Annotated in this window: 18 protein-coding genes; 13 read left to right on the top strand and 5 right to left on the bottom strand. The window is 60.5% G+C overall.

Annotation, left to right across the window (positions count from 1 at the left end; all coding sequences use genetic code 11):
- Window positions 1-21: 21 nt before the first annotated feature.
- Together rnhA and DYL61_RS16050 are read right to left on the bottom strand one after the other, a co-directional pair.
- Window positions 22-474 carry a ribonuclease HI gene (gene rnhA / locus DYL61_RS16055; RefSeq protein ID WP_135309133.1) on the bottom strand — a complete coding sequence of 151 codons (453 nt, stop codon included), beginning with the start codon at window positions 472-474 and terminating at the stop codon, window positions 22-24.
- Window positions 475-505: 31 nt separating this feature from the next.
- Window positions 506-1,264 (bottom strand): class I SAM-dependent methyltransferase, encoded by a 759-nt coding sequence (locus DYL61_RS16050; protein WP_135309132.1) that lies wholly within the window; start codon window positions 1,262-1,264, stop codon window positions 506-508.
- Window positions 1,265-1,329: 65 nt separating this feature from the next.
- Here DYL61_RS16050 and gloB point away from each other — a divergent pair, with 65 nt between their 5' ends.
- The 12 genes from gloB (at window position 1,330) to DYL61_RS15990 (ending at window position 19,918) form a co-directional block, all read left to right on the top strand.
- A complete protein-coding gene (gene gloB / locus DYL61_RS16045; RefSeq protein WP_135309131.1) occupies window positions 1,330-2,097 on the top strand; it encodes a hydroxyacylglutathione hydrolase in 768 nt (255 codons plus the stop codon).
- A 98-nt stretch (window positions 2,098-2,195) separates the two neighbouring features.
- Window positions 2,196-3,596: a transglycosylase SLT domain-containing protein gene (locus DYL61_RS16040; protein WP_135309130.1), complete on the top strand. Its 1,401-nt coding sequence runs from the start codon at window positions 2,196-2,198 to the stop codon at window positions 3,594-3,596.
- 269 nt (window positions 3,597-3,865) lie between these two features.
- Complete coding sequence (locus DYL61_RS16035) at window positions 3,866-5,695, top strand: extracellular solute-binding protein (protein ID WP_135309129.1); 1,830 nt, start codon at window positions 3,866-3,868, stop codon at window positions 5,693-5,695.
- Window positions 5,692-7,524 (top strand): extracellular solute-binding protein, encoded by a 1,833-nt coding sequence (locus DYL61_RS16030; RefSeq protein WP_135309128.1) that lies wholly within the window; start codon window positions 5,692-5,694, stop codon window positions 7,522-7,524. The genes DYL61_RS16035 and DYL61_RS16030 overlap by 4 nt, the downstream gene beginning before the upstream one ends.
- Window positions 7,525-8,598 (top strand): microcin C ABC transporter permease YejB, encoded by a 1,074-nt coding sequence (locus DYL61_RS16025; protein ID WP_135309127.1) that lies wholly within the window; start codon window positions 7,525-7,527, stop codon window positions 8,596-8,598. It abuts the gene before it with no gap.
- A 1-nt stretch (window position 8,599) separates the two neighbouring features.
- Window positions 8,600-9,619, top strand: a complete 1,020-nt coding sequence (locus DYL61_RS16020; protein ID WP_105698093.1) for an ABC transporter permease — start codon at window positions 8,600-8,602, stop codon at window positions 9,617-9,619.
- A 1-nt stretch (window position 9,620) separates the two neighbouring features.
- Window positions 9,621-11,222: an ABC transporter ATP-binding protein gene (locus DYL61_RS16015; protein WP_135309126.1), complete on the top strand. Its 1,602-nt coding sequence runs from the start codon at window positions 9,621-9,623 to the stop codon at window positions 11,220-11,222.
- A 128-nt stretch (window positions 11,223-11,350) separates the two neighbouring features.
- Complete coding sequence (locus DYL61_RS16010; RefSeq protein ID WP_135309125.1) at window positions 11,351-11,872, top strand: sigma-70 family RNA polymerase sigma factor; 522 nt, start codon at window positions 11,351-11,353, stop codon at window positions 11,870-11,872.
- The gene (locus DYL61_RS16005) at window positions 11,869-12,819 is read left to right on the top strand and encodes a FecR domain-containing protein (RefSeq protein WP_135309124.1); all 951 of its coding nucleotides are present in this window, start codon (window positions 11,869-11,871) and stop codon (window positions 12,817-12,819) included. The genes DYL61_RS16010 and DYL61_RS16005 overlap by 4 nt, the downstream gene beginning before the upstream one ends.
- Before the next feature lie 88 nt (window positions 12,820-12,907).
- Complete coding sequence (locus tag DYL61_RS16000) at window positions 12,908-15,367, top strand: TonB-dependent siderophore receptor (RefSeq protein WP_135309123.1); 2,460 nt, start codon at window positions 12,908-12,910, stop codon at window positions 15,365-15,367.
- 111 nt (window positions 15,368-15,478) lie between these two features.
- On the top strand, window positions 15,479-18,967 hold the full coding sequence (locus tag DYL61_RS15995; protein WP_135309122.1) for a hypothetical protein: 3,489 nt from the start codon (window positions 15,479-15,481) through the stop codon (window positions 18,965-18,967).
- A 75-nt stretch (window positions 18,968-19,042) separates the two neighbouring features.
- Window positions 19,043-19,918: an AraC family transcriptional regulator gene (locus DYL61_RS15990; RefSeq protein WP_135309121.1), complete on the top strand. Its 876-nt coding sequence runs from the start codon at window positions 19,043-19,045 to the stop codon at window positions 19,916-19,918.
- Here the strand turns inward: DYL61_RS15990 and DYL61_RS15985 are convergent.
- Together DYL61_RS15985 and DYL61_RS15980 are read right to left on the bottom strand one after the other, a co-directional pair.
- The gene (locus DYL61_RS15985; RefSeq protein ID WP_135309120.1) at window positions 19,860-20,447 is read right to left on the bottom strand and encodes a LysE family translocator; all 588 of its coding nucleotides are present in this window, start codon (window positions 20,445-20,447) and stop codon (window positions 19,860-19,862) included. The two genes, DYL61_RS15990 and DYL61_RS15985, sit on opposite strands and share 59 nt — an antisense overlap.
- An 80-nt stretch (window positions 20,448-20,527) precedes the next feature.
- Window positions 20,528-20,968 carry a winged helix-turn-helix transcriptional regulator gene (locus DYL61_RS15980; protein WP_135309119.1) on the bottom strand — a complete coding sequence of 147 codons (441 nt, stop codon included), beginning with the start codon at window positions 20,966-20,968 and terminating at the stop codon, window positions 20,528-20,530.
- Between the two features lie 105 nt (window positions 20,969-21,073).
- Between DYL61_RS15980 and DYL61_RS15975 the strand changes: the two genes are divergently transcribed.
- Entirely contained in the window at window positions 21,074-21,772 is a 699-nt protein-coding gene (locus DYL61_RS15975; RefSeq protein ID WP_135309118.1) for an SDR family oxidoreductase, read from the top strand.
- On the opposite strand, the gene DYL61_RS15970 is transcribed toward DYL61_RS15975, so the two are convergent.
- Entirely contained in the window at window positions 21,762-22,646 is an 885-nt protein-coding gene (locus DYL61_RS15970) for an NAD(P)/FAD-dependent oxidoreductase (RefSeq protein WP_135309117.1), read from the bottom strand. The genes DYL61_RS15975 and DYL61_RS15970 overlap by 11 nt on opposite strands.
- Between the last annotated feature and the right edge of the window lie 71 nt (window positions 22,647-22,717).

Raw genomic sequence — 22,717 nt, 5'->3', positions numbered from 1 at the left:
ATGTTAACACGTGAGCTGGCATCAGCTCTGCTTGTAGCCCCGCACTTCATCCACGCCACGGTTGGCCAACTGGTCGGCACGCTCGTTGCCTGGGTGGCCGATATGACCACGCACCCATTTCCAGGTGATGTCATGGCGATTGCATTGCTCATCGAGCAATTGCCACAGGTCGGCGTTTTTCACCGGTTCCTTGGAAGCGGTTTTCCAGCCGCGCTTCTTCCAGTTGACCAACCACTCGTTGATGCCCTTCATCACATATTGCGAGTCGGTCACCAGCAGCACGTCGCAGCGTCGCTTGAGTTCTTCGAGGCCGCGGATGGCGCCCATCAGTTCCATGCGATTGTTGGTGGTGTTGGGTTCGCCGCCCCACAGCTCCTTCTCGACGCCCTTGCACACCAGCAAGGCGCCCCAGCCGCCAGGCCCCGGGTTGCCCTTGCAGGCGCCATCGGTGAAGAGTTCTACGGTATCGGTCATCGGTTACTCGGTCTTAAATCAAAAAGAGGTTTTACGGTTCGCTTTGCTTGCGGTTGACCTTGGCCAGCGGCATTGGCACCAGTTTGCCGATAGATTCACGGCGCACCTGTTGCACGGGGCGCAGCCCGACCACGATCTTGCGCGCGACCAATAAATAGAAGCCGCCGCCCGACAATTGCCAGGCCCCCGCACGGCGTTCCCAGCCGGCCAGGCGGGCCTGCCACTTGGTCGAGGCAAGCGGCGGACGATAGCACCCGAAGCGGCGTTTCTCCAGCGCAAAGCCCAGCAGGTTCAGCCAGTCACCGACCCTGGAGGGCGAGATGCAGCGCGCCTGGCGCAGTGCGTCGTGGGCGAACGCATGCCGCAAACCCCAACTGCTCCAGGGATTGATACCGACAATCAGCAAATGGCCACCAGGGCGCACGCTGCTCGCGGCCTCACGTAGCAGGCCATGGGGCGACAGGCAGAAATCCAGGCCATGCTGCAACACCACCACATCGGCGGCATGCTCACTCAACGGCCAGGCCTGCTCCTCGCAGACAATCTCCACCCCCGGCAACGGCGCACCCAGGCGCACATTGCGTTGCACCTGCGGCGCGGACGGCGGTGTCTGGGCCGACGGGCCGTAATGCACCAGATAGCCGCCGAAGAACCGGCCCAGCTCGTCTTCGAGCATGCGCCGCTCTTCGTCCAGCAGAAATTGCCCGACGGGCCCGGACAGCCATTCGCGGGCTGCGCCGATCAAGGCCAGCCACTCGGGATCGGCCTGGGCGAACGCTTTATCGTTCATTGCATTCTCCAACTCGCCTAGACGTTCTAAGATGCACCAATGTGTTCAGCTTGGCGAATCGAAGAATGATACAGATCAGTGCCCTGCCCGCCTTCACCGATAACTACATCTGGTTGTTACAGGACCCGCTCACCCATCGCTGCGCCGTGGTCGACCCTGGCGATGCCGCCCCCGTGCTGGCCTGGCTTGAGCAAAACCCGCAGTGGGCCCTCAGCGATATCCTGATCACCCACCATCACCACGACCATGTCGGCGGCGTCGAACAGCTCAAGCGTATCACTGACGCCAAGGTCTACGGCCCGGCCAGCGAGAAGATCCCGGCGCGGGATGTGGCGCTGAACGATAACGACCGCATCAGCGTGCTGGGTTGGGACTTCGACATTTATACAGTGCCCGGTCACACCCTTGGCCATATCGCCTTTTATCACCAGGGCGTTCTGTTCTGTGGCGACACCCTGTTCGCCGCCGGCTGCGGACGTTTGTTCGAAGGCACCCCGGAGCAAATGCACACCTCCCTGGAACGCCTGGCCGCACTGCCTGACGACACATTGGTGTACTGCACCCACGAGTACACACAAAGTAACCTCAAGTTTGCCCAAGCGGTGGAACCGCACAACGCCGATATCGCCGAACGGGTGGAAAACGTCCGCCAACTGCGAGCTCGTGGTGAGATCACCTTGCCATCCAACCTGGCCCTGGAAAAACGCACCAACCCTTTTCTACGGACCACTGAAACATCCGTTAAACAAAAAGCGGACGAACGGAATGGCCGCGACAACCGCTCTGGGGCCGAGGTGTTTGCTAGTTTGAGGGCTTGGAAAGATAAGTTCTAAAGGGACGCAATCTGATACGCAATTTCTGAATGGTTGACCGGAACCAAAGTGCTTTCTAGAATCGCCCGACATTTTTGCCCGGAACTTACTTCCAGCCAATGTCGTCATCTATTCGTAAATCCATCTCTTCAGACGCATTGACCCGCCTGGCTCAAGCCGTGGCGGTGGCTGTCTCCGCAACTCTGGCGGGCTGCCAATCGACTAACTTCGCTGCACAATCCACCGTGCAACCCAAACCGAATCTTGCTGCCAAGATCAAGCAAAAACCTATTTGGCTCACAGAGAAGCCCAGCCCCGAAGTGCCCCAGGATGTCTGGGAACGCATGCGTCGGGGCTTTCAATTGCAGGACGGCGTAGGCGTCAACCCACGTATCGAGCAACAACGCCTGTGGTTTGCCAGTAACCCGTCTTTCCTGGAGAACGCCGGGGAACGCGGCAGTCTCTACATTCATTACATCGTCGAACGCCTTGAAGAGCGCAACATGCCCCTGGAGCTGGCGCTGCTGCCAGTGATTGAAAGTGCCTACAACCCAATGGCCTATTCCCGCAGCGATGCGGTCGGCTTGTGGCAGTTCATTCCCTCCACCGGGCGTTACTTCAACCTGCGCCAGACCCGCGCCTACGACGGCCGCCGTGATATCACCGCCTCCACCACCGCTGCCCTGGACTATCTGACTCGTCTGCACGATATGTTCAACGGTGACTGGCTGCTGGCGCTTGCGGCCTACAACGCCGGCGAAGGCACGGTAAGCCGGGCCATCGAGCGCAACGAAAAGCTCGGTTTGCCCACCGACTACTGGAACCTGCCGCTGCCCCAGGAAACCAAGGACTACGTGCCCAAGTTCCTGGCGCTGTCCCAAGTGGTGCTGGCGCCCGAGGCCTACGGTGTCAACCTGAACCCGATTGCCAATACGCCGTACTTCGAAGTGGTAGAAGTCAAGCAAAGCATGGACCTGTCACGGGTCGCCGCGCTGGCCGAAATCGACGAAGACGAACTGTTCCAGCTCAACCCGGCCCTGAAACAACGCACTACCCTCGACGGCCCCCAGCATTTGCTGGTGCCGACCTCCAAGGCGCAACTGCTCACCAGCACCCTTTCGACGATGAAGCCGGAAGAGTTGCTGAGCATGCGCCCCAAGAAGCCGGTGTTCGACGAAGTTGAAACCGCTCGTGTTGCCGGACGCTCGCGCAGTTACAAAGTGCGCAGCGGCGACAACCTGACGTTGATTGCCAAGGCCAACAAGGTCGATGTGCATGACTTGCAGCGCTGGAACAAGCTCAACGGCCAGTCGCTCAAGGTCGGCCAGACGCTGGTGATGCAGGATACCCGCAAGGTCGCATCGAAAAAGCCCGTGCAGTACAAGGTCAAGAAAGGCGACTCGCTGTATATCGTCGCCAAGCGTTTCAACGTTGAGATGCAACATCTCAAGCGTTGGAACCCGCGCACTGGCCAGGCGTTGAAGCCGGGGCAGATGCTGGTGGTTTCCGGGCCGCGCTGAGACCTTAATATGTGAGGCAAGGCTTGCATGTGGCGAGGGAGCTTGCTCCCGCTGGGCTGCGTAGCAGCCCCAAACCTATACAATCAAAATATTTCTGGTGTACTTGCCGGCTTGGGAGCGCTTCGCGCTCCAGCGGGAGCAAGCTCCCTCGCCACAACAAGCCCGCTCCCACATCGGTTTATCGCCGTTTTCAAGATGCTTTTTCCAACTGGAACAAGCTGTTACTGTACCGATCATAAAGCCCAAGCCGCCTGGATCGGATCTCTGACTTGAAGCGTCCCCTCCTTCTACTAATAAGTCTGGCCTTGAGCTTTGCTGCGAACGCGACGATTACCGAGAACCACGGTTATACGCAGTTCGGCGTGCTCAAGTACCCGGCCAAATTCACCCACTTCGATTGGGTAAACCCTGCAGCGCCGAAAGGCGGGACGTTGCGGGTGATGGCATTTGGCACATTCGATACGCTCAACCCTTACACCTTCAAGGGCTCCAGCCCGGTGTCCACCCCCAATTTCCTGCAATACGGCGTCAATGAGCTCAACGAGCCGTTGATGGTCGGCACCGGCCAATACGCGCCTTCTGGCGATGAGCCTACTTCCAGCTACGGGCTGATCGCGCAGTCGGTGGAGTACAGCGAGGACCGCAGCTGGGTAGTATTCAATCTGCGCCCGGAAGCGCGTTTTCACGATGGCCACCCGATCACCGCCGATGACGTGGCGTTCTCTTATCGCACCCTGCTGACCGAAGGCCATCCGCAATACCGCACCAACCTGCAAGAGGTGGCGCGGGTCGACATTCTCAACCCCCATCGCATTCGTTTTGTGTTCAAGCGTGCCGGCAACCCGTTGCTGATCCTGCGCTTGGGCGAGTTGCCGGTGCTGCCCCAGCATTACTGGAAGAACCGCGACTTCAAGGCCACCACCTTCGAACCGCCGCTGGGCAGCGGCCCCTACCGCATCAGCAAGGTCACCCCAGGGCGCCAATTGGTGTTTGAGCGGGTCAAGGATTATTGGGGCAAAGACCTGCCGGTCAATCGCGGTTTCTATAACTACGACAAGGTCGAAGTGGAGTTCTACCGCGACAGCGACGTGGCCTTCGAAGCGTTCAAGGCCGGCGAATTCGACATCTATATCGAACACCAGGCCAAGAACTGGGCGACGGGCTACAACTTTCCGGCGGTCAACCGTGGCGATGTGATCAAGGCGCAGATCGCCCACCAGATCCCCACCCAAAGCCAGGGCCTGTTCATGAACACCCGGCGGCCGACGTTCAGCCAGACCAAAGTGCGTGAAGCCCTGGGGCTGATGTTTGACTTCGAGTGGACCAACCGCACCCTGTTCAGCAGCGCCTATAAACGCACGGTGAGCTACTACCCCAACAGCGAGTTCGCCGCGACCGGCGTCCCCACCGGCCATGAATGGCTGATGCTCTCGCCGTACCGCGACCAGTTGCCGCCCGCCCTGTTCACGCAACCGTTCAGCCTGCCGCAAACCGACGGGCGCGGCATTCCTCGCGAAACGATGCGCCGCGCCCTCACGTTATTGGGCGAAGCTGGCTGGAAACTGTCAGGCCAGCGTTTGCTGGACAGCAAAGGCCAGCCGCTGCGCTTTGAGATCCTGCTGGTCAACCCGAACCTGGAGCGCATCCTGCAGCCCTACGTGGAGAACCTGATCAGCATCGGCATCGACGCACGCCTGCGCACGGTGGACCGCGCCCAGTACAAGCAACGCCTGGATCAGTTCGACTTCGACATGATCCTCATGACCCTGGGGCAAACCCTCAGCCCGGGCCTGGAGCAATGGCAGTACTTTCACTCCAGCCAGGCAGCAATCAAGGGCAGCAAGAACTACGCAGGCATCGCCAACCCGGTTGTCGATCACCTGCTGGAACAACTGCTGGCCGCACAGACCCGCGAAGAACAACTGGCCGCTGGCCGTGCCCTGGACCGGGTGCTGTTGTGGCAGCACTACAGCATTCCCAACTGGTACCTCAACTATCATCGCCTGGCGTACCGCAACCGGTTCGCCTTTGTCACCACGCCGCCCTACAGCCTGGGCTTGAGCGCATGGTGGCTGAAAGCTTCGGAGAAAGCCCAATGATGTTATTGCGCAACGCACTGCTCGCCGGCCTGTTGCTGTACAACGTGGCCCACGCCGCGCCACAACACGCGTTGACGCTCTACAACGAACCGCCCAAATACCCCGCCGACTTCAAGCACACCGACTACGTCAACCCCGACGCCCCCAAGGGCGGCACGTTCCGCGAGTCGAGCCTGACCGGTTTTGACAGTTTCAACCCGTTTATCAGCAAGGGCGTGCCTGCCGACAATATCAGCTTGATCTACGACACCCTGGTCACCCAAAGCCTGGACGAACCCTTCACCGAATATGGCCTGGTGGCCGGCAAGATCGAAAAAGCCCCGGACAACAGCTGGGTCCGCTTCTACCTGCGCCCCGAGGCCCGCTTCCACGATGGCCACCCCATACGCGCCGACGACGTGGTGTTCAGCTTCCAGACCCTGATCAAGGACGGCACCCCGCTCTACCGCACCTATTACGCCGACGTCGACGAAGTGGTCGCCGAAGACCCGTTGCGCGTGCTGTTCAAGTTCAAGCGCACCAACAATCGTGAGCTGCCGCTGATTCTTGGCCAATTGCCGGTACTGCCGAAACACTGGTGGGCCACCCGCGACTTTACCAAGGGCAACCTGGAATTTCCGTTGGGCAGCGGCCCCTACAAGGTGGCCGAGGTCAAGGCCGGGCGTTCGGTACGTTATGAGCGGGTCAAGGATTACTGGGGCAAGGACCTGCCGATCAACAAGGGGCTGTACAACTTCGACCAACGCATCACCGATTACTACCGCGACGCCACGGTGGCGCTGGAAGCACTCAAGGCTGGGCAATTTGACTATTGGGCGGAGTTCAGCGCGAAGAACTGGGCCAATGCCTATAACGTACCGGCGGTGGCCGAAGGTCGCCTGATCAAGGAAGAGATCCCGAACGGCAACCCCACGGGGATGCAGGGCTTTGTGTTCAACCTGCGCAAGCCGATGTTCGAGGACGTACGCGTGCGCAAGGCCATCAGCCTGTTGCTGGATTTCGAGTGGAGCAACAAGCAGCTGTTCAACGGTGCCTACACCCGCACCCGCAGTTACTTTGAAAACTCCGACATGGCCGCCACTGGCCTGCCCGGCCCGGCCGAACTGGCGATCCTGGAGCCGCTGCGCGACAAGATCCCGCCGCAAGTCTTCACCGAAGCCTTCGAACCGGCCAAGACCGACGGCAGCGGCATGATCCGCAACCAGCAACGTGAGGCCTACCAACTGTTGCAGGAAGCCGGCTGGAAGATCGTCGATGACAAAATGGTCGACACCACCGGCAAACCGGTGACCATCGAATTCATGCTGGCCCAGACCGAATTCGAGCGCGTGCTGCTGCCATTCAAGCGCAACCTGGCGGACTTGGGGATAGACCTGGTGATTCGCCGGGTGGACGTGTCCCAATTCATCACTCGCCTGCGCTCGCGGGATTTCGACATGGTGGTGGGCAGCTTCCCGCAGTCATCGTCTCCAGGTAATGAACAGCGCGAATTCTGGAAGTCCACCAGCGCCGACAAGCCCGGCAGCCGCAACTACATGGGCCTCAAGGACCCGGCCATCGACCAACTCGTCGAGCAACTGATCGACTCCGACACCCGCGCCAGCCTGATCGCCCACACCAAGTCCCTGGACCGGGTGTTGCAGTTTGGCTACTACGTGATCCCCAACTGGCACATCAAGACCTTCCGCGTGGCCTATTGGAACAACCTCGGTCATCCCAAGGTTTCGCCACGGTACGACGTCGGCATCTCTACCTGGTGGAGCAAGCCGAATGTGCAACCACCGACTCCCCCCCAAGCAAGCGCCGATCCGGCGAGCGGAGGCGATTAAATGCTGGCCTATATCTTTCGCCGCCTGTTGCTGATCATCCCCACGCTGTTCGGGATCCTGCTGATCAACTTCATCATCATCCAGGCCGCTCCCGGCGGCCCGGTGGAACAAATGATCGCCAAGCTCGAAGGTTTTGACGGCGCCACCAGCCGCATTGCCGGTGGCGGCGCCGAGGTGGCAGTGGCAGGTTCCAGCTACCGTGGCGCCCAGGGCCTGGACCCGGCGCTGATCCAGGAAATCGAGAAGATGTACGGTTTCGACAAATCGGCGCCGGAACGTTTGTGGATCATGGTCAAGAACTACGCCCGGCTGGATTTTGGCGACAGCTTTTTCCGCGACGCCAAGGTCATCGACCTGATCAAGGAAAAGATGCCGGTGTCCATCTCCCTCGGGTTATGGAGCACGTTGATCATGTACCTGGTGTCGATCCCGCTGGGGATCGCCAAGGCCACGCGGCACGGCAGCCACTTCGATGTGTGGACCAGTTCAGCGATTATCGTTGGCTATGCGATCCCGGCGTTCCTGTTTGCGATCCTGCTGATCGTGGTGTTTGCTGGCGGCAGCTATTTCGATTGGTTCCCCTTGCGCGGACTCACCTCCAATAACTTCGATGAATTGAGCTGGGGCGGCAAGATCCTCGATTACTTCTGGCACTTGGCATTGCCGATCACGGCCCTGGTGATCGGCAACTTTGCCACCATGACCCTGCTCACCAAGAACAGCTTTCTCGACGAGATCAACAAGCAGTACGTAGTCACTGCCAAGGCCAAGGGCCTGACCCATAACCGCGTGCTCTACGGGCATGTGTTCCGTAATGCGATGCTGCTGGTGATTGCCGGGTTTCCGTCGGCCTTTATCGGCATCTTCTTCACCGGCTCGTTGCTGGTGGAAGTGATCTTCTCCCTCGACGGCCTGGGCCTGATGAGCTTTGAAGCGGCGATCAACCGCGACTACCCGGTGGTGTTCGGCACGTTGTTTATCTTCACCCTGCTGGGGCTGATCGTGAAGCTGATCGGCGACCTCACCTACACCCTGGTCGATCCGCGCATCGACTTCGCCAGCCGGGAGCATTGAGATGACTTTATCCCCCCTCAATCGCCGCCGGTTCGAGCGGTTCAAGGCCAACAAGCGCGGCTGGTGGTCGCTGTGGCTGTTTCTGGTGCTGTTCGTGCTGAGCCTGGGTGCGGAGTTGATCGCCAACGACAAGCCGCTGGCGGTGCACTTCGACGGTGGCTGGTATTTCCCGGCGCTCAAGCGCTACCCGGAGACCACCTTCGGCGGCGAGTTCCCGCTGGAGGCGAACTACAAGAGCCCGTATATCCAGGAACTGCTCAAGGCCAAGGACGCCTGGACCTTGTGGGCGCCGATCCCGTTCAGCTACCAGAGCATCAACTACGACCTCAAGGTGCCGGCTCCTGCGCCGCCGTCCAGCGTCAACCTGCTGGGCACCGATGATCAGGGGCGCGATGTATTGGCGCGAGTAATTTACGGCTTCCGCGTATCGGTGCTGTTTGCGCTGACACTGACCGTGCTGAGTTCGATCATCGGCGTGATCGCTGGTGCATTGCAGGGCTTCTATGGCGGTTGGGTGGACCTGGCTGGGCAGCGCTTCCTGGAGATCTGGTCGGGGTTGCCGGTGCTGTACCTGCTGATCATCCTCGCAAGCTTTGTGCAGCCCAACTTCTGGTGGCTGCTGGGGATCATGCTGTTGTTCTCGTGGATGAGCCTGGTGGACGTGGTGCGCGCCGAGTTCCTCCGTGGACGCAACCTGGAATACGTGCGTGCCGCGCGGGCGCTGGGCATGCAGAACGGCGCAATCATGTTCCGGCATATCCTGCCCAACGCGATGGTCTCGACCATGACCTTTATGCCGTTCATTCTCACCGGCGCCATCGGCACCCTGACCGCGCTGGATTTCCTCGGCTTTGGTCTGCCAGCCGGTTCGCCGTCGCTGGGTGAATTGGTGGCCCAGGGCAAATCCAACCTGCAAGCGCCGTGGCTGGGCATGAGTGCCTTTGCGGTGCTGGCGATCATGTTGAGTCTGCTGGTGTTTATCGGCGAGTCCGCTCGCGATGCCTTCGACCCGAGGAAATGAGATGAATCAGGACAATCTGATCGAAGTCCGCGACCTCAGTGTCGAGTTCGTCACGGGCGAGCACCACCATCGCGTGGTGAACAACGTCAGTTTCGATATCAAGCGTGGTGAAACCCTGGCGCTGGTGGGCGAAAGTGGCTCGGGCAAATCGGTAACGGCCCATTCGGTCCTGCGCCTGCTCCCCTACCCGCTGGCGCGGCACCCGTCCGGCACCATCAACTATGCCGGGCAAGACCTGCTGACGCTGAAAGAAAAAACCATCCGCCATATCCGTGGCAACCGCATTGCGATGATCTTCCAGGAGCCGATGACCTCGTTGAACCCGCTGCATTCCATCGAGAAGCAGATCAATGAAGTGCTCGGCCTGCACAAGGGCCTGCAAGGCAAGGTCGCGACCCAGCGCACCCTGGAATTGCTGGAGCTGGTAGGTATTCCCGAACCGCACAAGCGCCTCAAGGCGCTGCCCCATGAACTGTCCGGCGGCCAGCGCCAGCGGGTGATGATCGCCATGGCCCTGGCCAATGAGCCGGAACTGTTGATCGCGGATGAACCGACCACCGCCCTTGATGTAACGGTGCAGTTGAAGATCCTGGAGCTGCTCAAGGAGTTGCAGGCACGGCTGGGCATGGCGTTGCTGCTGATCAGCCATGACTTGAACCTGGTCCGCAGGATTGCCCACCGCGTGTGCGTGATGCAAAAGGGCTGCATCGTCGAGCAGGCCGATTGCGAGACGCTGTTCCAATCGCCGCAGCATCCGTACACCCAGGAACTGCTGGCGGCGGAACCCAGCGGCGGGCCGGCCCGCAACGAGGTGGGGCCACCACTGCTGGAAGTCGATGACTTGAAAGTCTGGTTCCCGATCAAGAAGGGCTTTTTGCGCAACACCGTCGATTACGTCAAGGCGGTGGATGGCATCAACTTCAGCCTGCCCCAAGGGCAAACCCTGGGGATTGTCGGCGAGAGTGGCTCGGGTAAGTCCACTCTGGGCTTGGCGATTTTGCGGCTGATCGCCAGCAAGGGCGGCATTCGCTTCGAAGGCCAGCAACTGGACACGCTCACCCAGCAACAGGTACGCCCGTTGCGCAGGGAAATGCAGGTGGTGTTCCAGGACCCGTTCGGCAGCTTGAGCCCGCGCATGTCGGTCAGCGAAATCGTTGGCGAAGGCCTGCGGATCCACAAGATGGGCACGCCGGCCGAGCAGGAAGCCGCGATTATCGCCGCTCTCAAGGAGGTCGGCCTCGACCCGGACGCCCGGCACCGCTACCCCCATGAGTTCTCCGGCGGGCAGCGCCAGCGTATCGCCATCGCCCGCGCACTGGTACTCAAGCCGCGCCTGATCCTGCTGGACGAACCCACTTCGGCACTGGACCGCACGGTGCAGCGTCAGGTGGTGGAATTGCTGCGCAGTTTGCAGGCCAAGTACAACCTGACCTACCTGTTTATCAGCCATGACTTGGCGGTGGTGAAGGCGCTGAGTCACCAGTTGATGGTGGTCAAGCATGGGCAGGTGGTGGAGCAAGGGGATGCGAAAGCGATCTTTGCCGACCCGCAGCATGCCTATACCCGGCAACTGCTGGAAGCGGCCTTCCTCGTACCCGCCTGACACAACTCGATCAAAATGTGGGAGCAAGCACCCTCCCACATAACAGCGATTCAATATCATTTGCGCGCGCGCGCCCCCTTTGCTTTAATCGCGACCAATTCTTATTTACGCCAATCCTTTTGCGCTGGATGGATATTGTGTCGACCTCTTTCACCCACCTCTACGGCACCCATCACACCTGGCTGCTCGGCCTGCTGCGTCGACGCCTGAACCACCGCTGGGATGCCGCCGACCTGGCTCACGACGCGTTTATCCGCCTGCTCAACCGCCCGCTCACCGAAACCGATCACGTCCGCCAGCGCTCTTACCTGGCCACCATCGCGCGGGGCCTGTGCATTGACCATTGGCGCCGCCGTCAACTGGAGAAAGCCTGGCTGGACAGCCTCGCGTTGCGCCCGCAGGACACGCAGCCGTCACCGGAACAACGCGCAATCATCGTCGAGACGCTCTACGAGGTGGACGCAATGCTCGCCCGCCTGCCGACGAATGTCAGCGACGCCTTCTTGCTCGCCCAACTCCACGGTTTGACTTATAAACAGATCGCCGAGCATCTCGGGGTGGGCGAACGCATGGTCAAGAAATACATGGCCCAGGCCCTGCTGCATTGCGCGATCCTCGAAGCCGAACTCGACGGACTGCTGGTGCAATGAGCACCACCGGCAAGCTCAGCCACGCCAGCCTGGAACAGGCGGCGCAATGGTATGTACGCCTGCAAGACCAAGGCAGTACGCAAGAACAGCAACGCTGGCAAGCCTGGGTCGCGCAGCACCCCGAACACCTGGCGGCCTGGCAGTATGTGGAGCGGGTCAGCCAGCGGTTTGCACCGTTGCTTGACCAACCCCAGGGCGCCAGCCGTGCCTTGCGCAGTACTCGCCGTCAAACCCTCAAGACCTTGCTGGTGGTGTGCGGCGGCTCGACGCTGGCCTGGGGCACCTGGCGCACCACCGCCCTGCCCCGGCTGGTGGGCGGCTGGAGCGCCGACTACGCCACCGCCAGCGGTGAGACCCGCGACACACTGCTCGCCGATGGCAGCCACGTGTGGTTGAACGCCTTGAGCGCGTTGGATGTGCGTTTCGATGCGGTCCAGCGCCTGCTGAACCTGCGTTTTGGCGAGGTGCTGATCGACACGGCCAAGGACGCCCACCGTCCGTTCCTGGTGGACACCGAGCAGGGGCGCATGCAAGCGTTGGGCACGCGTTTCAGTGTGGTACACGACGATAACCATACCCAGCTCAACGTGTTCGAAGGCCGGGTGCGTGTCACCACACTCAGCCAGCAGGTACGCATCATTGAAGCCGGCCAGCAAAGCGTGTTCACCCGCGACGGTTTCCAGCCGACCGCGTCAGCGTCGCAAGCGCGTGAAGCCTGGAGCCGTGGTGTATTACTGGCGGATAACCTGCCCTTGGGTGAACTGGTTGCCGAACTCAACCGCTATCGCCCCGGTCATCTGGGCTGCGATCCATCCGTGGCGCAACTGCCAGTGATGGGGTCGTTCCCGCTGATGGACAGCGACCACGCCTTGCATCTGTTGCAAGCGGCGCTGCCCGTCAGGGTCGAGCGGCTGATGCCGTGGTGGGCCACCGTCCGCCCGCAGTAAATAATTCACACCGCCAGTTCCCCTTTTCGAAACTCGTTCGGTTAACCCTGCAGACGTTTTCAATTCGCCGATCCAAAGGGAACTCTTCATGTCGCACCCTGCTCGTTTCGCGCTGCGCCCGCTGGCGTTGGCCACCTCCCTGCTCTGCCTTGGCACATCGGCGGCTTATGCCGCTGCGCCGGTTGCCCAGGAGGCTTCTCGCAGCTACAACATCCCCGCTGGCTCGCTGGTCTCGGTGTTGAACAGCTTCGCTGCGCAATCGGGTATTTTCATCGCCGGTCACAATAGCCTGGCTGCGGGTAAAACCAGCCCGGGGCTCAGTGGCAGCTTCACGCCGGCCAACGGCTTGCAACGACTCCTGCTGGGCAGCGGCCTGCAAGCGCAGCCCCAAGGCAACAACGGCTACGTGCTGGAGCTGATCCCGGGTAACACCGGCGCGCTGGAACTCGGTGCTACGACAATTTCGGGCCAAGCACTAGGCGCTACCACCGAGGACACCCATTCCTACACCACAGGCTCCATGGCCTCGGCCACCGGCCTGCCCTTGTCGATGCGCGAAACCCCGCAATCGGTCACGGTGATCACCCGCCAGCAGATGGACGACCAAGGCTCCAACAGCATCGCCGACACCTTGCGCCGCGCCCCGGGCATCAGCGTGCAGAACTACGACAGTGAACGCTGGGAGTTCTCCGGGCGCGGCTTGCCGATTACCAATTTCCAATACGACGGCGTCAACTCCACCTACGACGGCGTGTATGACTACGGCACCACCAGCACCGATATGGCGGTGTATGACCACCTGGAAATCATCAAGGGCTCGGCGGGTTTGCTCAGTGGATCCGGCGACCCCTCGGCCACGGTCAACCTGATCCGCAAAAAACCCACAGCGGCGTTCAAAGCCTCGGTCACGCAGACCGTCGGCTCCTGGGACAATTACCGCACCGAAGGCGATATCTCCGGCCCCTTGACCGAATCGGGCAATGTGCGTGGGCGCTTTGTCGGCGTGTATCAGGACCGGCAGTCGTACCTGGACCACTACCAGAACACCAAGGACATCGCCTACGGCATCCTTGAGGCCGACCTCACGCCCGACACCCTGCTGACATTTGGCATCGACCAGCAAAACACCCGCTCGCGTGGCGCCACCTGGACCGGTTTCCCGATGTACTTCAGCGACGGCTCGCGCACGAATTTCTCGCGCTCATTCAACCCGGCCGCCGATTGGAGCCGCCGTGACTTCACCAACCAGACGATCTTCGCCTCGGTGCAGCAGAAACTCGCCGATGACTGGTCACTCAAGGTCAGCCTCGACCGCAAGCGCAGCCAGCACGACACCCTGCTCGCCTCCGCCAGCGGCGGCAACCCGGACCCGGTCACCGGTGATGGCATGTACATGTTCATGGGCAAGTACAAGGGCGACCAGGTGCAGAACACCCTGGACATCAACGTCAGCGGCCCATTCAGCCTGTTCGGCCGTGAGCATGAATTGATCATGGGGTTCATGGCCACCCGCTCGAAACAGGACGTGCCGGTGTATGGCTCGATCTATCCAGGCGTGGGCGGCAGCATCTTCGATTGGCACGGCGAATATGCCAAGCCGGACATTCCCCGCAGCGGCCAGAACGATATCGTGCAACGCCAGACCGGCGCCTATCTCGCCACGCGGCTCAAGCCTACCGATGACCTGGCGGTGATCCTCGGCGCACGGGTGAATAATTTCAGCGGCACCGACAGCACCGACTTCTACGACCCGGCCCAAACCGACAACCGCACCACCTACCGGCAGACCGGCGTGGTCACGCCGTATGCGGGCATCGTGTACGACCTTGACGATACGTGGTCGCTGTACACCAGCTACACCCAGATCTACCGCCCGCAAACCAGCAAGGACGCGGACCGCAAGCTGCTCGACCCGGTGGAAGGCAACACCTATGAAGCCGGGCTTAAGGCAGCGTTCTATGACGGGCGGCTGAACGCCAGCTTCGCGGTGTTCCGCATCGAGCAGGACAACGTTGCCCAGTACGTGTCCGGCTTCGATACCGATTCGGTGTACCGCGCGATTGCCGGCGCTACCACCAAAGGCTTCGAAGCCGAGCTCTCGGGTGAAGTGCTGGACGGCTGGAACCTCTCCGCCGGCTACACCTACCAGCACACCCGTGATGGCGACGATGGTTACGTGTACAGCTCAGTGCTGCAAACCACCACGCCGCAGCAGGTGGTGCGCCTGTTCAGTTCCTATCGCCTGCCCGGCGCCCTGGAGAACCTCACCGTGGGTGGTGGCGTGAACTGGCAGAGTGAGTTCTTTGGCAATGTGTTTCAACCGGACCCGAATGACACCGTGAACTTCGGCCACGACTCGCGTATCACCCAGGACAGCTACTACCTGGTGGACCTGATGGCCCGCTACCGCTTCAACGATCACCTGAGCACCACGCTCAACGTGAAGAACCTGTTCGATAAGAAGTACTACACCGGTCTTGGCAACTTCGGCACCGGTTTCTACGGCGAGCCTCGCAGCCTGCAACTCGCAACCCGGTGGGATTTCTGACCTGATGCCAGCGTGACTGACACAAGCCACGAAGGACAAGGAAACGCCTGCTTTCTGTTGCAATGCAGAAGACGTAATTATCCGGGTCTCTATCGACCCGGAGCTGTATTCATGGATGACTTTCCTGCCCTTGCATTGTCTTGGAGTGGCCTTGACAGCGACACCCCGCGTGCCCCCGTCGCCAGCCCCTCCACGTCCTACCTGAATGAACGCCAAGCCCGGCGCCTGGAAGGCGACCAGGCGTTGATCGCACAACTGCTTGAGGTCCTGGCAACCTCGCCCGGCGCTCTTCTGCCGTCTCCCGCGCAACCGGTGAAAATCGCCGCACATGCACTGCTGGGCCAATGGGGCGATGCCTTTTGCAAGGCCATCAATCAACAAGACTTCCTTGACTGGGCAGACGCGCAACCACTGGACTTCAACACCCTGCACATTCATACCAGTACGCTCAAAGCCAAGGTCAATGGCCAAGACAAGGTCTATACGCTCGCCGACACATCAGGTTGGTGGCAGCATGCCACGCCAATTATCGACATCAGCCAGTTGGTCGACCCCAGCGACCTGGGCATGCCCTATATCGGACCGCGCATCGACAATACCGAACGCACCTTGCCCCTGAACCTGACGCTGGCATTTTACGGTTATCCCATACCGACCAATCGTCCCCTGATGCAAACCATCCTTGAAGAGCTGCAAACCTTGCAGAGTTTCCCAGGGTTTGACGATAACGGTTGCAGCAAATCCAAGATTCACGCTGAGCTGACCCAACAGCAGCACGATTATCAGCAACTGGCTGATAGCCTGGGTGCCTACGATGAGAGCGACACACCATTCGCCGGATTGGCCGTATATGGCACGCGTGTACAACTGAATTCCGACTCCATGTTGGCCAGCGCCGTGAAAGAGGCAGCGCAACTGTTACAGGCACTCCTCAGCGACAATGGCCCGGGCGCCGACGCCGCGCAAACCGTCTATTTCGATTGTCAACGACAGGTACTCTGCGCCCAGGCTCAGGACATCAGAGGCGAGATCAAGGAGCTGGTGCCCAATGAGCCCGACGAGCGCTGGGATCGTTTGGGGCAATTGGCCGACAAAGCCGGCACCGATATTTATCCGGATCAGACCTTGAGCATCGCCAGTGTGCTGCAGGTGTATGGTATCGAACGGCCCTTTAGCACACAGACTATTGACGCCCTGATTCAGCGTCTGCGTGATTGGCCAGCTCCGCCGGTGCCTGTGATATTGACCGCGGCACGCTCCTTTGGCGAGCTCTACCGCTTTCGCCAGTATGTCGGCCTGCTCAATGACCGCCACACCATTCGTACCGCGCTGACTCAGGTGATCAGTGGCGGTGAGCTCGAGGGCGATACTGGCCTCGGCATGCTGATCAGCGGAGACCCGGACACCCTGCAAGCCACCGTCGAGAAACCCAATGCCCAACTGTCAATGCTGACCGAAGCCCCTGCGTTCCAAGCCATTTGCGTCAAACACGGCATCGACCCCGACAGTCATGTGCTGCTCAGTGCATCGGCCGAAATCGGCGCACGCGGGCTGGACGGTGTATGGAAATCACTGACGGCTCCAGTCCTGGCCCATCCGGAGCTGTCGGACATCGCCATCCACTTGACAGAAGTAGCCAGCAAGAACGGGGGCCAATTGCGCACCATTCCCGATGTCAACCTGTCGCAGGCACTGCGTCTTTACAACCTCAGCGTGCCCACCACCCTGAGCGAAGCTCGCCTGACAGTCCAACGGTTGGAGGTCGGTCACCCCATGCAGTGGAGCCAAGGCCACTACTGGCGGGCACTCAAGCCGTTGCTGGAGTCACAGCCGGCGCAATGGCGGCTATCGGAGACAGAGCAGCAGCGCATCGTGTCCATCACCGAAGATTTTCAGGCTGGCCAAAATCTATCGCTGATCGAGCGTCTCGCCCAGGACATAATGGCCGGTAAATCCGTCGCCGATGTGCGCGCCGAGGCCGACTTTCTCATGGTTCGACTGCTGAAATCACCCACGTCCCAAGAGCTGGGAGAAACACTGTCAAGACATGTGCGCTGGCATGGGCGTCACGCCAGTGAACGCACCGATCGCGGCAGTCGCAACGCCTTGATCCTCGCGGCCTTGATACTGAACCTGGGGCCCCATCCCGACGCACACCCGACGCGCATCCGCTTCATCGACTGGCACAGCAGTTATTACTGGGGCGAATCCATTGCCTTCGTGCGCGACCAGATCGAGGCGGGCTTGAGTCCTCTCAGCCCTGCTGCCTCGGCCCTCGCGGCGCACTTGCTGCTTTGCGGCAAAGGCCCGCAGTTGCTGGTGCGCAACATACGTGCGTCAACCCCCTACGTGAGCGCGCAGACCTGGGTTCTGTTTCGACAGTACGTGGCGTATATGGAGAAGGTCATGCCGGGATCCTCCCGTCAGATGACCTATAGCCAAATCATGTACCTGGCGTACCTGCCGCCACGGGGTGGCTGGAAGACCTTTCTGTTCAGCCCGGAAGCGGCCCGTCCGATCCTTGATTGGGGCCTGGTCAATGGCGTGCTCTCGCCGCAGGCGCGCTACGGCACCGTGTCGATCAACCTTGCCTTCGCGGCGCTCAACCAGCAACGAACGCAGCTGGCAACCGCGCTGGAAGAGTTTGCCGTGCAGGTCCCAAGCTTGCGTGATACCGCACGCAACGACTTGAACACCGTTTATCCACACAACCCAATGCTCGACGCTCGGGTATTGGTTTGGCTGCCAGAAGGATCGCCGTTCTATGACGCAGGCCGATTCCATGGTTTGCGCATTGACCACAAGTTTTCCTTTACCGATCTGCACATGGCAGGCTGCCTGGATGGCACCGATACACATTGGTACTCAACCGACAACGCCATTCGATTCAATGAAATGGCCAAGCACTTTCATTTGCTCAGTCTGATCAATGCGACGTTCTCCCAGGCTTTTGCACAAAAGCTTGACCGGCTACAGGCAGCGTTTGTGCACTCCCTCCAATACTGGTTCTCACACCTCACACTGCCGCAGCGCCAGGCGCTGGAGTACGGCCACGTCGTGTTTTTCAGCCTCAGCCGGCATGTCACTGCCCCCTTGACGTCAACGCCGGACGAACAATTGGGACAGTTTGGCTTGCTGGTCTACGTGAGCTTCTACAGCGATCACTACTGCTTCGAGATATTCCCGAAACACCTGCTTATTCGTCTTCGTCGTGACCTGAATTACGAACAAATGATGCAAGTAGCAGATAAGCCAGCACGCCCATCGTTGATACGCTTTGACTGGCCGGCCTATGTGGGTGGAGCCCACCCCGCGGCAATCTCCGCCACACCGGAATCCAGCCTGATCCTAAAAAAGCTTGATCATGAGCTCGCGGAGGTGGCTGATCTGCCCCCCATCAACGCCGAGGGCGAGCGGGTTCCGCGCAGCTTCGATTCCCCAAGGTCTTACGCCCTGGCGACGGTGATCGTGGAACACTACCTGCGCACTGGATTCGCGCTGCGGGAAAAAGCCAAACTCCCCTTGAGCCTGGCCGAAGCGGCCAGCGATGAAGACCCATGGACGGATTTCCTGGACACCGTCGCGCCCGCCGCCCACTGACACCTTGAACAATCACCGATTTTAGTGAAGTCTGCTGCCCTGCCCCTTTGTGCTGCGTCCAAGGAGTCATTGCCAATGACCACCGCCACCGCTCCGTCTTTCTGGCGTGACCCCGCGCTCGCGTTTATCGAGGCGCGGACCATCGCCGATGGGCGCAAAGTCACCTATACGCGTCATGCCCATGAGCATTTTTCCATTGGTGCGGTAACCTGCGGGCGCAGCTACTACCACTATGGGACGCAGACCTTTGAAATCAGCGCAGGGACGGTGGTACTGATGAACCCCGGCGACGTGCACGCCTGCAACCCGATCAAGGACGAGCTGTGGTCCTACCAGATGCTGTACATCGATACGCCCTGGTTGACCGAGTTGCAGCACCAATTGGGGTTCAGCACCGATCAGGGTTACCGCCCGTTCGGCACGCCGTACACACGGGACGGCGTGCTGTACAGCGGCCTGCTGGAGCTGTATCGCATCCTGGTGGATGAGCACGCCGAACACCTGCAAAAACAAAGCGCCCTGGTGAGTTACTTCAGCGAGGTGCAACAACGCCTCAATCCCTGCGACGCGCCTTTGCGGGAGGTAAACCACAAGCTGGAGCGGGCCGCCGAGTATATCCGCGCGCACTGCACCGACGCGTTGAAGCTGGAAGACATCTGCCTGGCGGCCGAGTTATCACCGTCCTACCTGATCCGCGCGTTCAAACAGTATTACGGGCTGACACCCCATGCCTATCTGATCAACCAGCGCATCCAGTTTGCACGTGGCCAACTGCGCCAGGGTGAGTTGATCGCCGATGTCGCTTTGGCGGCAGGTTTTGCCGACCAGGCGCATTTCCAGCGCACCTTCAAGCTGCACTTCGCCGCCACGCCCGGGCAGTACCGCGACCTGCTCAAGCCATCAGCAAATAACCCACACTGGCCACCAGCAACGCGGCCATCGAACGGTTGAACAGCCGCATCCCCTGCGGGTTGCTCAAGTAGCGTCGCAAAAATGTGCCGGCATATGCCCAGCAAGCCACCGACAGGTAACAGATCACCAGGTAGAGCAGCGCAAACAGCCAGACTTGCCGGGCGTCGCCATCCGCTACGAACAATCCCATTCCCGCCACACAGGCCAACCAGGCCTTGGGGTTGAGCCATTGCATGATCGCGCCGTAGAGCATCGAGGGCGCGGTGGCGGTGCCCTCGGCGTCGAGGCGGCCATCATCCGTCGCCAGTTTCCACGCCATGTAGAGCAGAAAGGCGACCCCGCCCCACTGGATCAGTTGCGTCAGGATCGGCCAGCGCGCCAACACTTCATGCAGCCCCAGGCCGATCAACACCAGCAGTAAGGTGAAGCCGGCGGCAGCGCCGAATACATGCTTCTGGCTGGCGGCAAAACCGAAGCGCGCCCCTGTACTCAACGCCACCACATTCACCGGCCCCGGCGTGATGGAGGTGGCCAAGGCGAACGCGGCCATGGAGATGATCAAGCTCATTGCGATTCCCTTTTTATGGTGACGATGGCGTCACGGTAAAGGGCAGCGCAGGTGCAGTATTGAACAAAATGACCCTGTACTTAGTTATCCGTCACAGCAGCCTGGGTGACGATATCTTCAACCCCCAGCACCCGTCCGTCCTCGGCCTTGATTTCAACTCTGCGCAACGGTTTGAGCAAGCGCGCATCCAGCACTTGGGTGCCGACCTCGTCCGGCTCGGTAAACGCCTCCCCCCACTGCGCCAGGGTCACCAGCACCGGCATCAATGCGCGGCCTTTATCGGTGAGTTGGTACTCACTGCGCGCACCGACTTCACGGGTTTCCAGCAGGCCTTGCTCGACCATGTCCTTGAGACGGGTGGCGAGGATATTTTTCGCAACGCCCAGGTTTTTCTGGAAGTCGCCGAAGCGGGTTACGCCGGCGAAGGCATCGCGGATGATCAGCAATGTCCACCAGTCACCCACCACATCGAGGGCGCGGGCAACCGGGCAGCAATTGCCCTCCATGCATTTGCGTTTCATCGACGGTTCTCCCTGTAGCTGAAAAATTCAGTTGCATTATAGGACCGAAGCCCGCAGGATAAAAACGGTTTCATTATTAAACCTAAATTCAGCGTGGAGCTCATCATGGATATTCGTGGAAAAGTGGTACTGGTCACCGGCGCCAATCGCGGCCTGGGCAAAGCGTTTGTCACTGCGCTGCTGGAAGGCGGTGCGGCCAAGGTGTATGCCGGTGCGCGGGACCCGGGCAGCGTGGATATTCCAGGCAGCACGCCGATCGCCCTGGACATTACCGACCCCGCCAGTGTGCAGCGCGCCGCCGAGCACTGCGCAGACGTGAGCGTGGTGATCAACAACGCTGGCTTCCTCAAATACGGCTCGTTGCTGGCCGACGACAGCCTGGAAAACCTGCAACAGCACTTTGACGTAAACACCTTCGGCACACTGCGGGTAAGCCGCGCATTCGCACCGATCCTGGCCCGCCAAGGGGGTGGCGCGCTGATCAACGTGCTGTCGGTATTGAGCTGGCTGAGCCCGCCTGGCGCCGGGGGCTACAGCACTTCAAAGTCTGCCCAGTGGGGTCTTACCAACGGCTTGCGGGGTGAATTGCGCGAACAGAATACCCTGGTGATCGGCGTACACCCGGCCTATATCGACACCGACATGGTAGCCGGTGTGGACGCACCCAAAAGCACGCCGCAGGAAGTGGTCGGCCTCACCCTGCAAGCGCTGAGCGAGGACCGCGAAGAAGTGCTGGTCAGTGACACCTCCCATGGGGTCAAGGCGTCGTTGTCCACCGACAGCCCGGTCTACCTCAACCATTGATCAACGAAAAGTGCGTGCCGGTGCCGGCGCGCACGCCCTCGCCCACGGCCAGTGCCACGGAACCCGCGGCAAGCGAGGTGTCACCGCAGGCAAACACGCCAGGCCTTGAGGTCTGGCGCATTTCATTGGTGTGAAGGTACGGCCCCGTTGGGCCGTCGACCCGCTCACACCCCAACTGCTCACCCAGCGGGCTGATTCGCGTGCGTGAGATCGTGAACACCCCATCCAGGCTGAATACTTGACCATCGTCCAACTCCAGGTCGGCACGCTCACCACTGATGCGGCGGACCGGGCTGTTTTGCACTTGCACACCCCGTCGGTCCAACTGCGCTTGCTGTTCAGCATCGGGTGTAAGGACCCCATTGGTGAACAAGGTGGTGGTGCCCCAGTCCGGCAGCATCAGCGCGTGGTGCATCGACAACGGTGAGGTGGCCAATACACCAATGCGGCCTTGGTCCAGTTCATAACCGTGGCAGTAAGGGCAATGGAATACCCGCGTGCCCCAACGTTCCTTGAGGCCTTCGATGGCGGGCAACTCGTCCACTACACCGGTGGCAAGGATCAGGCGGCGGGCCTGGAACGTGCCGTTGCATTGGGTGCTTACGCTGAATTCATCCAATTGACCCGTGGCCTGCAGCACGTTGTCCTGCACCCAGGTGACGCTTGGGTACTCCATCAACTGGCTGCGACCTTCAGCGGCAATCACCTGTGGCGGCTGGCCGTCCTGCCCAAGAAAACCATGGGAGGTGGCCGCAAAACGGTTACGCCGTTGCCCCCCATCAATCACCAGTACCTTGCGCCGCGCCCGCGCCAATTGCAGGCCCGCTGACAGGCCGGCATAGCTGCCGCCCACGATAATGACGTCATGCATCATGAAAGTGACCCCGAATAAGCTGCGCACGGTTATCCGCGCGCTTTCACGACACACCATATGTTACGTGAAAA

The sequence above is a fragment of the Pseudomonas nabeulensis genome, assembly GCF_004682045.1.
Classification (GTDB): domain Bacteria; phylum Pseudomonadota; class Gammaproteobacteria; order Pseudomonadales; family Pseudomonadaceae; genus Aquipseudomonas; species Aquipseudomonas nabeulensis.
This window is presented reverse-complemented; position numbering and strand designations above follow the sequence as displayed.

What these genes read in the sequence shown, in the direction of transcription:
- DYL61_RS15985 (WP_135309120.1), bottom strand. Translation starts at nt 20,447, where the DNA reads ATGAGCTTGATCATCTCCATGGCCGCGTTCGCCTTGGCCACCTCCATC.
- DYL61_RS15970 (WP_135309117.1), bottom strand. Translation starts at nt 22,646, where the DNA reads ATGATGCATGACGTCATTATCGTGGGCGGCAGCTATGCCGGCCTGTCA.
- DYL61_RS15975 (WP_135309118.1), top strand. Translation starts at nt 21,074, where the DNA reads ATGGATATTCGTGGAAAAGTGGTACTGGTCACCGGCGCCAATCGCGGC.
- DYL61_RS16050 (WP_135309132.1), bottom strand. Translation starts at nt 1,264, where the DNA reads ATGAACGATAAAGCGTTCGCCCAGGCCGATCCCGAGTGGCTGGCCTTG.
- DYL61_RS16020 (WP_105698093.1), top strand. Translation starts at nt 8,600, where the DNA reads ATGACTTTATCCCCCCTCAATCGCCGCCGGTTCGAGCGGTTCAAGGCC.
- DYL61_RS15995 (WP_135309122.1), top strand. Translation starts at nt 15,479, where the DNA reads ATGGATGACTTTCCTGCCCTTGCATTGTCTTGGAGTGGCCTTGACAGC.
- rnhA (WP_135309133.1), bottom strand. Translation starts at nt 474, where the DNA reads ATGACCGATACCGTAGAACTCTTCACCGATGGCGCCTGCAAGGGCAAC.
- DYL61_RS16000 (WP_135309123.1), top strand. Translation starts at nt 12,908, where the DNA reads ATGTCGCACCCTGCTCGTTTCGCGCTGCGCCCGCTGGCGTTGGCCACC.
- DYL61_RS15990 (WP_135309121.1), top strand. Translation starts at nt 19,043, where the DNA reads ATGACCACCGCCACCGCTCCGTCTTTCTGGCGTGACCCCGCGCTCGCG.
- DYL61_RS15980 (WP_135309119.1), bottom strand. Translation starts at nt 20,968, where the DNA reads ATGAAACGCAAATGCATGGAGGGCAATTGCTGCCCGGTTGCCCGCGCC.
- DYL61_RS16005 (WP_135309124.1), top strand. Translation starts at nt 11,869, where the DNA reads ATGAGCACCACCGGCAAGCTCAGCCACGCCAGCCTGGAACAGGCGGCG.
- DYL61_RS16030 (WP_135309128.1), top strand. Translation starts at nt 5,692, where the DNA reads ATGATGTTATTGCGCAACGCACTGCTCGCCGGCCTGTTGCTGTACAAC.
- DYL61_RS16025 (WP_135309127.1), top strand. Translation starts at nt 7,525, where the DNA reads ATGCTGGCCTATATCTTTCGCCGCCTGTTGCTGATCATCCCCACGCTG.
- DYL61_RS16040 (WP_135309130.1), top strand. Translation starts at nt 2,196, where the DNA reads ATGTCGTCATCTATTCGTAAATCCATCTCTTCAGACGCATTGACCCGC.
- DYL61_RS16015 (WP_135309126.1), top strand. Translation starts at nt 9,621, where the DNA reads ATGAATCAGGACAATCTGATCGAAGTCCGCGACCTCAGTGTCGAGTTC.
- gloB (WP_135309131.1), top strand. Translation starts at nt 1,330, where the DNA reads ATGATACAGATCAGTGCCCTGCCCGCCTTCACCGATAACTACATCTGG.
- DYL61_RS16010 (WP_135309125.1), top strand. Translation starts at nt 11,351, where the DNA reads ATGGATATTGTGTCGACCTCTTTCACCCACCTCTACGGCACCCATCAC.